Here is a 14,415-nt window from a genome sequence, read left to right on the forward strand (position 1 = left end):
GGGCTCTTCTCTTTCCCGGCAAGCAGGCGAAGCCAGTCGTTCAGGCCGCGCCCTGACGCCTCTCCAGGGCGTAATCCAGGGGCAGCACCGTGGACGACTTGATGACTTCCATGGCGAACGCCGAGCTCACATCGGCCAGTTCGACCGACTGGATGAGCCGTTTGTACACGGCGTCGTAGCGGGCGATGTCGGGCACGGCGAGCTTGAGCAGATAGTCAATCTCGCCGTTCAGGCGGTAGATCTCGACGATCTCCGGGATGCCTGCCGCCGCCTCGACGAATCGCCGGGTCCAGGCTTCGTTGTGCTGGCTGGTGCGTATGCTCACGAACACGGTCAGCGGCACGTTGAGCTTGCCCGCATCGCACAGAACCACCTGGCGTGCGATCACGCCGGCTTCCTGCAGCTTCTGTATGCGCCGCCAACAGGGCGTGGGCGAGAGATTGACCTCCTGCGCGAGTTGGGCGAGCGGGACGCTGGCGTCGCGCTGCAGGATCTCCAGCAGCTTCAGATCTTTCTTGTCCATCCGGTAATCGCAGGAAAAGACCGGCAAGGCATAACCAAATAGAAAAAAATTCTAAAGGTAGCCGGTATCATTAGAAACAACGCAACCCATTTGCGGGCGATCTTACCTAGTATTTCTGCTATTGACGACACCCGGAGAAAGGCCGAGCAGGCCGCCCTCCCCGCGCCCACGCATCCTTGCCCTGGGCACGGCCTTCGATAGCACCCGCACCATGACCGTTCTCGACGCCCCACGCTCCGCCCTGCCACAGATCGACGCCCCCGGCACGCCGCTCGGGCGCATCGTCGCCGATGTGACCGCGGCCTGCGCCGGCGACCCCGCAACCCTCCCCGCCACCGTGGAACAGGCCTTGCGAGCCCACGCCCACGACGCGCGCATCCTGGCCGAACGCTTTCGCCAGCCGGCGTCCCACGGCTACTGCCGGCATCTGCTGCACGCCGACCCGCGCGGGCGCTTCTCGATGGTGGCGCTGGTCTGGGCGCCTGGACAGCGTACCGCCGTGCACGCGCACTACACTTGGTGCGCCTATCGCGTGCTCGCCGGCCGCCTGACCGAGGAGCGCTACCGCTGGGATGCCGGGCGTTCGCGTTCGGAACTGCGCGAGACGGTGGCGCGGGTGGCAGGTCAGACCGGCTACGGCCACGCGGGCTACGAGCAAATCCACCGCCTCGGCAACGACGACGGGCAGATAGCGATATCCTTGCACGTCTACGGGATCGACGGCGAGCGCGTCGCCACGCACGTCAACCGGTTGACCGACCCCAGCTAAGCCACTAGCCTTGGCGCCCTTGTACAAACAAGCCGGGGCGCTCTCTGCGATCCACTTGCCATGACAGACTCCTATCCCAGCAGCTACGCCGACGCCCGCAACCGCTTCCTCGATGCAGCGCAGGCGGCGGGCGCCGCGCTCTTCAGCCAGGTTCTGCCCGGGTATGAAGGGCCCTCGGCAGAGGCGCTGGCCCTGGACGCGGCCTATCTTGGCGCGCCCCGGGCCAGCCGGGTGCTGGTCATGCTCAGCGGCACCCATGGCTCGGAAGGCTATGCCGCCTCGCCCCTGCTCAGCCGATTCATGTCCAGCGGGCGGGCGCGCGAGCTGCCGGACGACGTCGCCGTGCTGCTGGTGCACGCGGTCAACCCATACGGCTTCGCGCATACCCTGCGCACCAACGAGAACAATGTCGACCTGAACCGCAATTTCATCGATTTCGCGGCCGGCATGCCCGCCAACCCCGGTTATCGCGAGGTGCACGCGCTGCTCTGCCCGGAAGACCCGAGCGAAATCGGGCGCACGGCGGCCAAGGCCGCGCTGGCGGCCTGGGTGAGCGAGCGCGGCACCACCGCCTATTTCAACGCGGTATTCAACGGCCAGTACGAGTACCCGCGCGGCCTGATGTATGGCGGCGGCGAACGGCAGTGGTCGAACCTGGCCCTCGAGGCCGTGGCCCGGCGCTTTCTCACCCAGGCCGAACGCATCGCGTTCATCGATTGGCACACCGGGCTGGGCGAGTATGGCGAACCGTTCTTCCTGTGCTTCAACACGCCGCGCGGCCCCGAATGGGAACGCTGCTGTGCCTGGTGGGGCCGCGATGCGGTCGAGACCAAGGCCGGCTTCGACGGCGCGCCCAGGCCGCAGTACTCCGGCCTGGTCTTTCACGGCCTGCGCGGTTTCTGCGCACAGGCCGAATTCGCCGGCGCCGTGATCGAATTCGGCACGACGCCGCCCGAAGCCACCATCGAGGGCCTGCAGGTGGATAATCGCCTGCGCTTCGACACCGGGCTGTCCGAGCGCGAGCGTACCGAACTGCGCCAGCGCGCGATGGAATCCTTCTGCCCCTCGAGCCCCGAATGGCGCGAGCGCGCGCTGCGCGCCGGCCTGCGGATCGCCGACGAGGCGCTGGACGGGCTGCGCGCCTGGCAGCCCGCCGCCTGAATCCCCGGAGAAAGCGCCATGCCCATCAGCATCGACCATTTCATGTATGCCGGCCCGGACCTGGATGACCTGTGTACACAGTTCACCCACCTCACCGGCATCGAGCCCGTGCCGGGCGGCAGCCACCCCACGCTGGGCACCCGCAACCGCCTGGCGGGCGGGAACACGCCGACCTATCTCGAACTCATCGGCCCCGATCCCGCGCTGACCGTGCGCAGCGACATGCGCTCGGGCATCGAGGCGCTGGCGCGGCCGCAACTGCATCGCATCATCATGCGCTGCACTGCCGACGACTTCCCGGCGCTGACCGAAGCCTATCGCGCCTTCGGCATCGAGGCGCCGGTGCACGAGCTGCAGCGTGTCACGCCCGAGGGCGACACGCTGCGCTGGAAACTGATGATTCCCGAGCCGAACGCCTTCGGCCTGTACGCCCCGTTCTTCATCGACTGGCTGGACACGCCGCATCCGTCGCAACGGCTGCCCGAACAGTTCGGCCTCGTCGATTGCGAAGCCGGGCATCCCGTCCATGCCCAGCTCGCCCCGCTGTGGGAACGGCTGGGCATGCCGGTTTGCCTGCGCGCGGCCGATGCACCGTACATGCGCGTGGTGCTGCGCACTCCACGCGGTGAAGTCGCCCTGACCTCGGGCACCCATCCTCTGCGCCATTCCTGATCTTCGAAGACCACGTCCATGAAATCCTTCGTCAAGGCGCTCGCCGCCGCTCCGCTCGCCCTCGCCCTCGCCCTGTCCACCGGCGCCGTGCAGGCCCAGGATCTCCAGAAGGTTCGCATCGGCTATCCGCCGGCCTGGTCCGCGGTCGAGGCCGCCATCCCGTACGGCGACACGCTCGGCTTCTTCAAGGAAGAAGGCATCGCGCTCGACTACGTCTCGGTGCAGGGCACGGCCGTGCTCATCCCGCAGGTCGCGAACGGCTCGGTGGAGTTCGGCATCATGAACCCCGACCTGGCGATCATCGCCGCCTCCAAGGGCGAGCCGTTCCCGATCAAGTTCTTCTACAACTTCTATCCGCGCAACATCTTCGAGTTCACCGTGCTCGAGGACAGCCCGATCAAGACGCTGGCCGACCTCAAGGGCAAGAAGCTCGGCGTGGGCGCGCTGAGCTGGGGCAACCTGCCGATGTCGCGCCTGATGCTGCAGACCGCCGACGTGACCTGGATGAAGGACGTGCAGGTGCTGCCGGTGGGCGTGGGCCCCGCCGCCTGGGAGCGCATGAAATCGGGCAGCGTGGACGCGCTCAACCTGCCGGCCACGCAGAACGTCATGATGGAACAGGCCGGCACGCCGATCCGCCGCCTGGAGATCCCCGAGGAATTCCGCCGCATCTTCTCGAACGGCATCGCCACCAGCGACGCACTGATCCAGAAGAATCCCAAGCTCGTCGAAGGCATGAGCCGCGCCGTCACCAAGTCGCTGGTCGCCTGCATGGCCGACACCGAGGCCTGCGTGCGGGCCTACTGGCAGATCGACCCGAGCAGCAAGCCCACACCCGAGAACGAAGCCCAGTGGGTCAAGACCTTCGTCGCGGTCAACGAAGGCACCTACAAGATCGGCGAGGTCGCCTCGCTCGATGGCAAGCACGGCGCCTACACCGAAGAGGATTGGAAGAACATCGTCGCCAAGATGCAGGAAGGCGAACAGATCGCCACCACCGACTTCGACGTCGCCACGCTCTACACCGACCAGTTCGTGCAGGCCGCCAACGACTTCGACGCCGACGCCGTGCGCGCCGCCGCGAAGGCAGCCCAGTAATGAGCAGCGTTCGTCAGGCGGTCCGGGACGAGGCCGCGCCGGCCGGACAGGCGCCGGCGCCGCGCCGGCCTGGGCCCGGCAAGAGCATGCTGCTGGAGCTTTGCGGCGTCAGCGTGAGCTACCCGAGCCGGCGCGGCCCGGTGCTCGCGCTGGACAAGCTCGACCTCGCGGTGCAGCCTTCCTCCTTCGTCTCGGTGCTCGGCCCGTCGGGCTGCGGCAAGTCCACTCTGGTCAAGCTGGTGTCGGGGCTGCTCAAGCCCACCACCGGCACGATCGAGTTCGACGGCGTGCCCGCCAGCGGTGCGCGCGACGACGTCGGGGTGGCCTTCCAGCAGGCCGCGCTGCTGCCCTGGAAGAGCGCGCTCGAGAACGTGCTCCTGCCGATCCGCCTGACCGGCAAGTCGGTGCAGACGGCCGCTGCGCGGGCGCGCTCGCTGCTCGATCTGGTCGGCCTGTCGGGTTTTCACGATCGCTATCCGCACGAGCTGTCGGGCGGCATGCAGCAGCGCGTCTCGCTGGCGCGCTCGCTGATCCGCGATCCGTCGATCCTGGTAATGGACGAACCCTTCTCCGCGCTGGACGCCATGACGCGCGAGAACATGATGATCGAGCTGCAGCGCATCTGGCTGGAGACGCGGCCCTCGGTGCTGTTCATCACCCACTCGATCCAGGAGGCCGTCTTCCTGTCGGACCGCGTGGTGGTCATGAGCGGGCGCCCGGGCAAGGTGATCGAGGACGTCGCCATCGACCTGCCGCGCCCGCGCGACGTGCACACGCTGGCGGATCCGCGCTTCGTCGAGCTGTCCAATCACCTGCGCGACATGTTCAACCGGGAGCATTGATGTCCTCGCTGCCGCTTGTCCCGGCGTGCGCTCCCGCGGAGGACGCACGATGAACCCGGTCATCGATCTCGCGCGCGGCGCCGCCGTGCGCGTGGCGCCGATCGTCCTGCTGGTGCTGGTGTGGTACGCCGTGGTGCGGGGCTTTGCGATCCCGAGCCGTCTCATGCCGGGGCCGGGCGAGGTCTTCGCGCGCGTCTGGGCCGGGCTGGTCACCACGGGCGACCTCTGGCCGCACCTGTGGCTCACGTTCAAGACCACGCTCGGCGGCTACGTGCTGGGCTCGGTGCTGGCGGTGCTGCTCGGCAGCGCGCTTGCCATGAACCGCAAGCTCGAGCTGCTCACCTATCCCGTGGTGGTGCTGATCCAGGCCGTGCCCAAGGTGGCGATCGCCCCGTTGGTGCTGCTCTGGCTGGGCTTCGACACGCGCAGCACCATCGCGCTGGTCGCACTGATCTGTTTCTTCCCGGTATTTGTCGGCACTTTCGTCGGCGTGCGCGCCACGCCCACCGTGCTGCTCGATCTGTTCCAGACGCTCAACGCCTCGTTGCTCAAGACCTATCTGCACTGCAGCCTGCCCAACGCGGCCGGTTCCATCGTCGCCGGTCTGCAGGTGGGCTGGGGCTTCGCCCTGGTCGGCTGCGTGGTGATGGAGTTCATCATGGGCATGGGCGGCGCGGGGTTCCTGATCGACAACTCGGCCAACGCGCTGGACGCGGTCACCGCCGTGGCCGCCATGATCCTGCTGGGCGTGCTGGGCTATCTCGGCGGCTCGCTGCTCGCGCTGGTGCGCAGGCGCGCCATCTTCTGGGAGGGCGCGCGCCGTGGATGACACCCGTTACGCCGTCCCGGGCTGGATGCGCGTCGTCCTGCCCATCGCCGGCATCCTGCTGTTCCTCGGGCTGTGGCAGGCGCTGGCCCAGCTCGTCGTCGCCGACGCCGCGCTGCTGCCCACGCCGGCGCAGATCGCGCGCAATCTCCGGGCCTGGATGGACGGCGGCGGCTTCACGCCGCACCTGCTCGCCACGCTCTACGGCACGCTGGGCGGGCTCGCCATCGGCGCGGGCCTGGGCTTCGTGCTGGGCGTGATCGTGGGCGAGGTCCGCGTGCTCGACCGCGCGCTGTACCCGATGGCGCTCGCGCTGCAGGCCATGCCGGTGGTCGCGATCGCGCCCCTGGTCATCGTCTGGTTCGGCATCGGCCTGGCCTCCAAGGTGGCGCTGGTCGCGATCGGCACGTTCTTCGTGATGTTCATCAACACTGTCGCCGGTATGCACGCTGCGCCGCCTGAACTGCTCGACATGGGCCGCGCCTTCGGCGGCAACCGCTGGCGCATCGCGCTCGCCGTCAAGGTGCGCGCCTCGCTCGACTACGTGTTCAGCGGCCTGGAAGTGTGCGCGGCGCTGAGCTTCATCCTCTGCGTCGTGGGCGAGTTCCTGGCCGCCAACGCCGGCCTGGGCTATTACCTGCGCGCCGCATCCTACGACATCAACGCGGCGTCCATGTTCGCGGCGATCGTGGTGCTCGCTGCTCTCGCCTCGCTGCTCGCGCTGGCCGTGCGCCTGGCCCACCATCGCGCTGTGTTCTGGAAGTACCGCAAGCAGTGACGCACCTCACCCTTACAGGAGTTCGCATGTCCCATCCGACCAAGCCCGCCGTGACCCAGGAAGTGCTGCAGCAGTGGGCCGACTCGGCGCCCTTCATCAAGGCCTGCCAGATGACGATCACCGCCGTCGACGCGGAAACGGGCGTGGTCGAGATGAAGATGCCTCTGGCCCGCAACCTGACGCGCGACCCCGAAGGCCGGCAGTTCCACGGTGGCCCGATCGCCTCGTTCATCGACACCGCGGGCGATTTCGCGGTGGCCGTGGCCGCCGGCGGCGGCGTGCCCACCATCAACTTTCGCGTCGACTACCTGCGTCCCTCGGGCGGCGAGTACCTGATCGCGCGCGCCACCGCGCGCCGCGTGGGCCGCACCGTCGGCGTGGCCGATGTGGACGTGTTCGACGACCAGGGCCGCCTGACCGCGATCGGCCGCGGCTGCTACAGCTCGCAACCGGGTTGAGGCGCGCTGTGACCGGTCCGGCATTCCCCGAGAGCAGCAACCTGGGCGGCATGATCGCCGAGCTGCCCGACGACCATCCCTGGCTGATCGAGGTCGCGCCCGACGGCAGCGAGCGCCGCTTCGGCTACGGCGAACTGCGCCGCTACGCCGCGGCGGTGGCCCGTTCGGTGCAGGCGCGCGGGCTGCCGGCAGGCAGCCGCATCGGCCTGGTCGGCCTGAACAGCGCACAGTACCTGCTGACCTACTACGGCATCATGCAGGCCGGCTACTGCGCCGTGCCGATCGGCTACAAGCTGGCCCTGGAGAGCGTGGAGTACGTGCTCGGCGACGCCGGCGTCGCCCTGGTCTATGCCGACGCCGACTGGGCCGGACGCCTGGCGGGCAAGGTCGACACCCTGCCCCTGGGCGACGGCCGCGCCTGGGCCGCCAGCCTGTCGTTCGGCGCCTTCGAAGCGGCCGAGGTGCCGCCGGACGAGCCCGCCACCATCCTCTACACCTCGGGCTCGACCGGCGTGCCCAAGGGTGTGCCGCTGACCCACGGCGGCTATATCTGGACGCTGCGCGCGGTCGCCGCGAACGGCGGCGAGTTCATGCGCGAGCACCAGGCGCGCGTGCTCACCGCCGCCCCGCTGTCGCACATGAACGCCCTGTTCCTCGCCAAGACCGTCACGGCCTACGGCGGCACCCTGGTGCTGATGACGCAGTTCAACGCGCGCGCCTTTCTCGAAGCCGCCGCGCGCCATCGCTGCAGCATCGTCACGGGCGTGCCCACCATGTTCGCGCTCTGCGCGCGCGAGACCGATCTGCTCGAGCAGCTCGACCTTGCCAGCGTGCAGAGCGTGGCCATGGGCTCGGCGCCGGTCAGCGACGCGCTCTTCGAGCAGGTGCGCGCCATGTTCCCCTTCGCCGTGGTGCAGAACGGCTGGGGCACGACCGAGACCGGCCCGGCCGTGTTCGGCCCGCACCCGGACGGCCTGCCGCGTCCGCCGCTGGCGCTGGGCCACCCGCTGCCCGGCGTCCAGGTGCGCCTGGAAGGCGGCAGCCCGGACGAAGGCGAGCTCTACGTGCGCAACGGCGCCATCATGCCGGGCTACCTCAATCGCGACGACGAGACGCGCAAGCGGCTGGTCGACGGCTGGTACAAGACCGGCGACGTAATGCGCCGCGACGCCCACGGCTTCTACTACTTCGTCGGGCGCGCGGACGACATGTTCGTGTGCGGCGGCGAGAACATGTACCCCGGCGAGATCGAGCTGCTGCTCGAGAAGCACCCCGGCGTGGCGCAGGCCGCCGTGGTGCCCGTGCCCGACGAGATCAAGGGCCAGATCCCGGCCGCCTTCATCGTGCGCAAGCCCGGCAGCAGCGTCACCGAGGACGAGATCAAGGCCTACGCCCTGGCCAACGGCCCGGTCTACCAGCACCCGCGCTTCGTGCGCTTCATCGACGAGATGCCGCTGTCGGCCGCCAACAAGATCGACAAGAAACGCATCAAGGAACTGGCTGCCGGCCTGGGTCGCTGAGGCAGGCGCGCGGCATGCCCGCGCCGCCCGCCCGACCGGCAGCCGCGTACATCCGGCGCTTCGCGCCACTGACATCATCGAGGTCTACCCATGAAAGCACAGGTCATCCGCTCCCACGGCGATCTGGACCAGATCACTTTCGAAGAGAACTGGCCCACCCCCACCCCCGGCGACGGCGAGGTGGTGATCCGCGTCGGCGCATGCGCGCTCAACTATCACGATCTCTTCACGCTGCACGGCATGCCGGGCATCAAGGTGCCCATGCCCATCATCATGGGCATCGACATGGCCGGCACCGTGTCCGCCGTTGGGCCCAATGCGGGCGACTGGAAGGAAGGCGATCGCGTGCTCGCCGACCCGCTGACCCGCGAGGGCCGCTACGCGCTGCTGGGCGAGACCGTGGACGGCGGCCTCGCCGAGTACTGCAAAGTCCCGGCCGAGCAGCTCATCCGGCTGCCCGGGAACGTCGGCTTCGACAAGGCCGCCGCCCTGCCCGTCGCCTACGGCACGGCCTATCGCATGATGGTCACGCGCGGCGGCCTGCCGCTGGACGGCAGTTGGGCCGGCAGGAAGGTGTTCATCCTCGGCGCTTCCGGCGGTGTGGGCACGTGCTGCGTGCAGCTTGCCAAGCTGAGCGGCGCCGAGGTGATCGTGGCCGCATCCAGCCAGGAAAAGCTCGACAAGCTCGCCGCGCTGGGCGCCGACCACGGCATCGACTACAAGGCCGACGACTTCATGAAGGCCCTGCACGGCATCGCCGGCAAGCCGCGCATCACCGGCGAGGGCGGGGTCGACATGATCATCAACTTCACCGGCGGCGACACCTGGGTACCGTCGATCAAGAGCCTGAAGAAGGGCGGCTCGCTGCTGACCTGCGGCGCCACCGCCGGCTTCGACCCCAAGACCGACCTGCGCTACATCTGGACCTTCGAGCTGAACATCCTCGGCTCCAACGGCTGGATGCGCGAGGACCTGCACGCCCTGCTCGAGCTGGTCCAGCAAGGCCGCCTCGATCCCCCGGTGGAAATGTCCTACCCGCTCGAGAAGGCCGCCGACGCCTTCCGCGCCCTGGAAGACCGCACCGCCTTCGGCAAGCTGGTGATCCTGCCATGAGCGCTGCCGCGCAGCGGCCGGAGGATCTGGCGCCTGCTGCCGCTCACCCGCGCAGCCTGCAGGGCAAGGTCGCCCTGGTGACGGGCGCGAGCCGGGGCATCGGACGCGCGATTGCCCGCGCGTTGGCGCGCGACGGCGCCCTGGTTGCGGTGCACTGCAACAGCGCCCGGGAGGCCGCCGAAGCGCTGGTGGCCGAGATCGCGGCGGCGGGCGGGCAAGCACTCGTCGTGCAGGCCGATCTGGCGCACGCCGACGGTCCGTGCGCGCTGCTCGAGGACCTGGACGTCCAACTGCGCCAGCGGCTGGGCAGCCCCGCCCTGGATATCCTGGTCAACAACGCCGGCGTCATCAAGCGCGAGCCGATCGAAGCGGTGACACCTGAGCAGTTCGACCTAACGCTGACGGTCAACCTGAAGGCGCCGTTCTTCCTCATCCAGCAGGCGCTGCCGCGCCTGCGCGAGCAGGGCCGCATCATCAACATCTCCTCGATGGGCACGCGCGCTGCCTTCCCGGCGATGGCCGCGTATGCGCCCGCCAAGGCCGGCCTGGAGGCGCTCACCCGCCTGCTCGCCGTGCAGCTCGGCCCGCGCGGGATCACGGTCAACGCGGTTGCACCCGGGCTGACCGACACGGCGATGAACCCGCTCGACATGGCCTCGCCGGCGGCAGCGCAGGCCATCGCCGGCATCGCGCTGGGCCGGCTCGGCCAGCCCGCCGACATTGCCGAGGTGGTCGCCTTCCTGGCCTCGGATGCGGCGCGCTGGGTCACGGGCCAGTGCATCGAGGCAAGCGGCGGCCAGCGCTTGTAAGGGCCGTGCGGTGGCGCTCGTAGGTTGCACTGCAGCATAAGAGAATTTCTGGTTGCAGTTGGATATGCGCTAACCTTAGGGTTTACCCCAAACCCAGACGATGCCGCAGCCGGGGCTCCTGGTGCCCCTATCCCACATGCGCTTTCAAGACTGGTCCAACCCCTACCCTTCCGTGCGCGCGCCGATCTTTGCGCGCAACGTGGTGGCCGCCTCGCAGCCTCTGGCGGGCCAGGCCGCCTTGCGCGTGCTTGCCCGCGGCGGCAACGCGGTGGACGCCACCATCGCGGCCGCGGCGACGATCGCCCTCACGGAGCCCTGCAGCAACGGGCTCGGGTCGGACTGCTTCGCCATCGTCTGGGACGGCGCGCGCCTGCATGGCCTGAACGCCTCGGGCGTCGCGCCGGCGGCGTGGAGCCCGGCGTATTTCGAGCGCAAGCACGGCCACATTCCCCAACGCGGCTGGGACAGCGTGACGATCCCGGGGGCGGTGGCCGGCTGGGCCGCGCTGCAGGCGCGCTTCGGCAAACTCCCGTTCGAGGACTCGCTCGCGCCGGCGATCGAATACGCCCGCCGCGGCTTCGCCGTCTCGCCCGCCGTGCACCGCAAATGGGCCGCGCAGGCGGACGCGCTGCGCGATGAGCCGGGCTTCGCCGAGCACTTCCTGCCGCGCGGACGCGTGCCGGCCACGGGGGAACACTTCGTCCTCAAGGACGCGGCCGATACGCTCGAGCGCATCGCCGCCTCGGCGGGCCGCGACTTCTACGAAGGCGCCACCGCCCACAAGCTCATCGCCCATGCGCAGGCGCACGACGCCGCGATCACCCTGGCGGACCTGCGCAACTACCAGCCCGAGTGGATGGAGCTGCTCGGCCGCGAGTTCCGCGGCTACACCCTGCACGAGATCCCGCCCAGCGGCCAGGGCATCGCCGCGCTGATCGCGCTGGGCGTGCTGGATCACCTGGACATCGGCGCGCGCCCGGCCGACCATCCCGCCACCCAGCACCTGATGATCGAGGCGATGAAGCTCGCCTTCGCCGACGTGCATGCGCACATCGCCGATCCGCGCCACATGCAGGTCACGCCGCAGGAGATGCTGTCGGACGCCTACCTGTCCGAGCGCGCGCGCCTGATCGATCCGCAGCGCGCGCAGACCTATGCCACCGGCCATGCGCCGCCCGGCGGTACCGTGCACCTGTGCGTGGCCGACCAGAACGGGATGATGGTGAGCTTCGTGCAGTCCAACTACCAGGGCTTCGGCTCGGGCGTCGTGGTGCCCGGCACCGGCGTCAGCCTGCAGAACCGCGGCTATGGTTTCTCGCTCGATCCGCGCCACCCCAACGTGGTGGGCGGCGGCAAGCGCCCGTTCCATACCATCATTCCGGCCTTTCTCACGCGCGACGGGGCGCCGGTCATGAGCTTCGGGGTCATGGGCGGCAACATGCAGCCGCAGGGCCACCTGCAGGCCGTGGTGCGCATGCTGGCCTTCGAGCAGCAGCCGCAATCGGCCTGCGACGCGCCGCGCTGGCGCTGGCACCAGGGCCTGCGGGTCGATGTCGAGGCCGCCATGCCCGCATCCACCGTGGCGGGGCTGCAGGCGCGCGGCCACGACATCCATATCGGTACCGGCGCAGACATGGACTTCGGCTCCGGCCAGTTCATCTGGCGCCTCGGCGACCCCGCGGTCGACGGCTATGTGGTCGCCAGCGATGGCCGCCGGGACGGCCTGGCCGCCGGCTTCTGAATACACCGCGCCTCCTTGGCGCTGCGCAGCGGCTGCGCAGCGCCAAGGAAGTGCAGCTTGCGCAGCCCGGCCACGCGCCGCTAGGATGCACGGTACCTTTTCCTTCGCCCCCTTGCGGGCTTCTTGCGGAGTTCAGCATGTCTTCCATCAGTGCCAAGTCGTACGAACCAGCACAGCCGATGCGAGTCGCCTTCGTCGGTCTCGGTGTGATGGGCTTTCCGATGGCGGGCCACCTGGCCGCCGCGGGGCACCAGGTATGTGTATACAACCGCACGCCGGCCAAGGCTGCCGCCTGGGCCGAGGAGTTCGGCCAGACGCACGCGGCCACGCCGCGCGAGGCGGCCGCCCAGGCCGACGTCGTGCTCTGCTGCGTGGGCAACGACGACGACCTGCGCAGCGTGGTGCTGGGCGAGGACGGTATCTACGCCGGCCTGCGCCAGGGCGGCGTGCTGGTCGACCACACCACGGCCTCGGCCGAGGTGGCGCGCGAGCTGCATGCGAGCGGCCAGCAGCGTGGCATCGACTTCATCGATGCGCCGGTCTCGGGTGGACAGGCCGGCGCCGTCAATGGCGCGCTCACCGTCATGTGCGGCGGCGATGCCGGCGTGTTCGAACGGGTGCGGCCGGCGGTCTCGGCCTATGCGCGCGCGGTGACGCTGCTGGGCCCCGTGGGCAGCGGCCAGCTCGCCAAGATGGTGAACCAGATCTGCATCGCCGGCCTGGTCCAGGCGCTGTCCGAAGGCATCGCATTCGGCAAGGCGGCAGGGCTGGACATGAAGCAGGTGCTGGAGGTCGTCAGCAAAGGGGCCGCGCAGAGCTGGCAGATGGAAAACCGCGGTGCCACGATGGTCGACGGCCAGTTCGACTTCGGCTTTGCGGTCGACTGGATGCGCAAGGATCTTTCCCTGGTCCTGGACGAAGCGCGTCGCAACGGCGCCCGCGTTCCGGTGGCGGCACTGGTCGACCAGTTCTATGGCGACATTCAGAAAATGGGCGGAGGCCGCTGGGATACCTCCAGCCTCGTGACCCGCCTCTGACCCTGCGGTCGGGGCCTGCCGTACGTCCTGGCGTCGCGCCCAGCGCGCGAGGAGACAACGAGGCGGCCCTGGTGTTCCTGGCGCTCGCCCTGGCCATCGGCAATGCCTGGCGGATACTCGCCGGCCTCGTCTGAGGCTACACCCTCGCCTGGACCGGACATTTCGGCTTCGAGCACAATCGGCCGGCCTCGTTCAAGCAGCCGCTCTACAGTTTCATGGGCGACTGGAAAATGGGGTGGCAAATGCTCACCGGCAAGGTGCCCTGGCGAGGCAGGCGCAGCGGCGCGAATGGGCATAGCGATTGCTCTGGCCAGGGGCTCGCCCGGCACGCCCCGTTGGCCGGGCCCCGCTAGGAGAACGCCATGGCAAAGCCGCTCAAGGGTAAACAGATCGCTGTCCTCGTGACGGACAATTTCGAGCAGGTCGAACTCACCAGCCCGCGTCAGGCGCTCGAGGACGCCGGCGCCACTGTCCACATCCTGTCGGCCAAGACGGGGCAGGTGCGCGGCATGAACCACGACGAGAAGGCCGACAGCTTCAAGGTGGACGCCACCTGGGACGATGCCGATCCCGCCGAGTACGCCGGCGTGGTGCTGCCCGGCGGTGTCTTCAACTCGGACGCCATCCGCTGCGAGCCGGGGGCGCAGAGCTTCGTGCAGGCGATCCACGAGCAGGGCCGCCCCATCGCCGTGATCTGCCACGGCCCCTGGCTGCTGGTGTCCGCCGGCCTGGTGTCGGGCAAGCAGATGACGAGCTTTCCCACGCTGCAGGACGACATCAGGAACGCCGGCGGCGCCTGGGTGGACGAGGAGGTCGTGATGGACGGCAACCTCATCAGCAGCCGCAAGCCCGACGACCTGCCGGCCTTCAACGCCAAGCTCATCGAAGCGTTGAAACGCGGCGGGGCGCTGGGTGCAGAGCAGCCGGCGCCGGCTGCTCCGACCTAGCGCCCAGGGTGCATCGACGCGCGACGTTCTCCTTGGGCGAGCTTCGGCGCGGCGCCGCTGGACGCCGGGCCGCCATCGCCTATACTCGTGAATGCAAACGCGGGGGTCCTCGCCGGCCCGG

15 protein-coding genes and 1 pseudogene are annotated in these 14,415 nt (G+C 69.2%); 15 read left to right on the plus strand and 1 reads right to left on the minus strand.

Annotated elements, in window-relative coordinates:
* Positions 1-40: 40 nt before the first annotated feature.
* Positions 41-523 carry an Lrp/AsnC family transcriptional regulator gene (locus FOZ76_RS12965; protein WP_143948687.1) on the minus strand — a complete coding sequence of 161 codons (483 nt, stop codon included), beginning with the start codon at positions 521-523 and terminating at the stop codon, positions 41-43.
* Between the two features lie 211 nt (positions 524-734).
* Between FOZ76_RS12965 and FOZ76_RS12970 the strand changes: the two genes are divergently transcribed.
* The 15 genes and pseudogenes from FOZ76_RS12970 (at position 735) to FOZ76_RS13040 (ending at position 14,294) form a co-directional block, all read left to right on the plus strand.
* On the plus strand, positions 735-1,292 hold the full coding sequence (locus FOZ76_RS12970; protein WP_143948688.1) for a cysteine dioxygenase family protein: 558 nt from the start codon (positions 735-737) through the stop codon (positions 1,290-1,292).
* A gap of 60 nt (positions 1,293-1,352) precedes the next feature.
* Positions 1,353-2,453, plus strand: coding sequence for a DUF2817 domain-containing protein (locus FOZ76_RS12975; protein WP_143948689.1), 1,101 nt, complete (start codon positions 1,353-1,355; stop codon positions 2,451-2,453).
* Between the two features lie 18 nt (positions 2,454-2,471).
* Positions 2,472-3,125, plus strand: coding sequence for a VOC family protein (locus tag FOZ76_RS12980; RefSeq protein ID WP_143948690.1), 654 nt, complete (start codon positions 2,472-2,474; stop codon positions 3,123-3,125).
* An 18-nt stretch (positions 3,126-3,143) separates the two neighbouring features.
* A complete protein-coding gene (locus tag FOZ76_RS12985; protein WP_143948691.1) occupies positions 3,144-4,223 on the plus strand; it encodes an ABC transporter substrate-binding protein in 1,080 nt (359 codons plus the stop codon).
* A gap of 86 nt (positions 4,224-4,309) precedes the next feature.
* A complete protein-coding gene (locus FOZ76_RS12990) occupies positions 4,310-5,065 on the plus strand; it encodes an ABC transporter ATP-binding protein (protein WP_246129488.1) in 756 nt (251 codons plus the stop codon).
* Positions 5,066-5,114: 49 nt separating this feature from the next.
* Positions 5,115-5,894, plus strand: a complete 780-nt coding sequence (locus FOZ76_RS12995) for an ABC transporter permease (protein WP_143948693.1) — start codon at positions 5,115-5,117, stop codon at positions 5,892-5,894.
* On the plus strand, positions 5,887-6,669 hold the full coding sequence (locus FOZ76_RS13000; RefSeq protein ID WP_143948694.1) for an ABC transporter permease: 783 nt from the start codon (positions 5,887-5,889) through the stop codon (positions 6,667-6,669). Before FOZ76_RS12995 ends, FOZ76_RS13000 begins: the two co-directional genes overlap by 8 nt.
* A 26-nt stretch (positions 6,670-6,695) precedes the next feature.
* Positions 6,696-7,127, plus strand: coding sequence for a PaaI family thioesterase (locus FOZ76_RS13005; RefSeq protein ID WP_143948695.1), 432 nt, complete (start codon positions 6,696-6,698; stop codon positions 7,125-7,127).
* Positions 7,128-7,135: 8 nt separating this feature from the next.
* Positions 7,136-8,647, plus strand: coding sequence for a class I adenylate-forming enzyme family protein (locus FOZ76_RS13010; protein WP_143948696.1), 1,512 nt, complete (start codon positions 7,136-7,138; stop codon positions 8,645-8,647).
* A 90-nt stretch (positions 8,648-8,737) separates the two neighbouring features.
* Entirely contained in the window at positions 8,738-9,760 is a 1,023-nt protein-coding gene (locus tag FOZ76_RS13015; protein WP_143948697.1) for a zinc-binding dehydrogenase, read from the plus strand.
* On the plus strand, positions 9,757-10,569 hold the full coding sequence (locus tag FOZ76_RS13020; protein WP_143948698.1) for an SDR family oxidoreductase: 813 nt from the start codon (positions 9,757-9,759) through the stop codon (positions 10,567-10,569). The genes FOZ76_RS13015 and FOZ76_RS13020 overlap by 4 nt, the downstream gene beginning before the upstream one ends.
* A gap of 136 nt (positions 10,570-10,705) precedes the next feature.
* Positions 10,706-12,310: a gamma-glutamyltransferase family protein gene (locus FOZ76_RS13025; RefSeq protein WP_143948699.1), complete on the plus strand. Its 1,605-nt coding sequence runs from the start codon at positions 10,706-10,708 to the stop codon at positions 12,308-12,310.
* 137 nt (positions 12,311-12,447) lie between these two features.
* Positions 12,448-13,347, plus strand: a complete 900-nt coding sequence (locus tag FOZ76_RS13030) for an NAD(P)-dependent oxidoreductase (RefSeq protein ID WP_143948700.1) — start codon at positions 12,448-12,450, stop codon at positions 13,345-13,347.
* A gap of 146 nt (positions 13,348-13,493) precedes the next feature.
* Positions 13,494-13,700, plus strand: a pseudogene (locus tag FOZ76_RS28290) (Mpo1-like protein); the annotation flags it as partial.
* A 9-nt stretch (positions 13,701-13,709) separates the two neighbouring features.
* Complete coding sequence (locus FOZ76_RS13040) at positions 13,710-14,294, plus strand: type 1 glutamine amidotransferase domain-containing protein (protein WP_143948701.1); 585 nt, start codon at positions 13,710-13,712, stop codon at positions 14,292-14,294.
* The last annotated feature ends 121 nt before the right edge of the window (positions 14,295-14,415 follow it).

This window comes from Verticiella sediminum (assembly GCF_007558815.1).
In the GTDB taxonomy this organism is placed as follows: domain Bacteria; phylum Pseudomonadota; class Gammaproteobacteria; order Burkholderiales; family Burkholderiaceae_B; genus Verticiella; species Verticiella sediminum.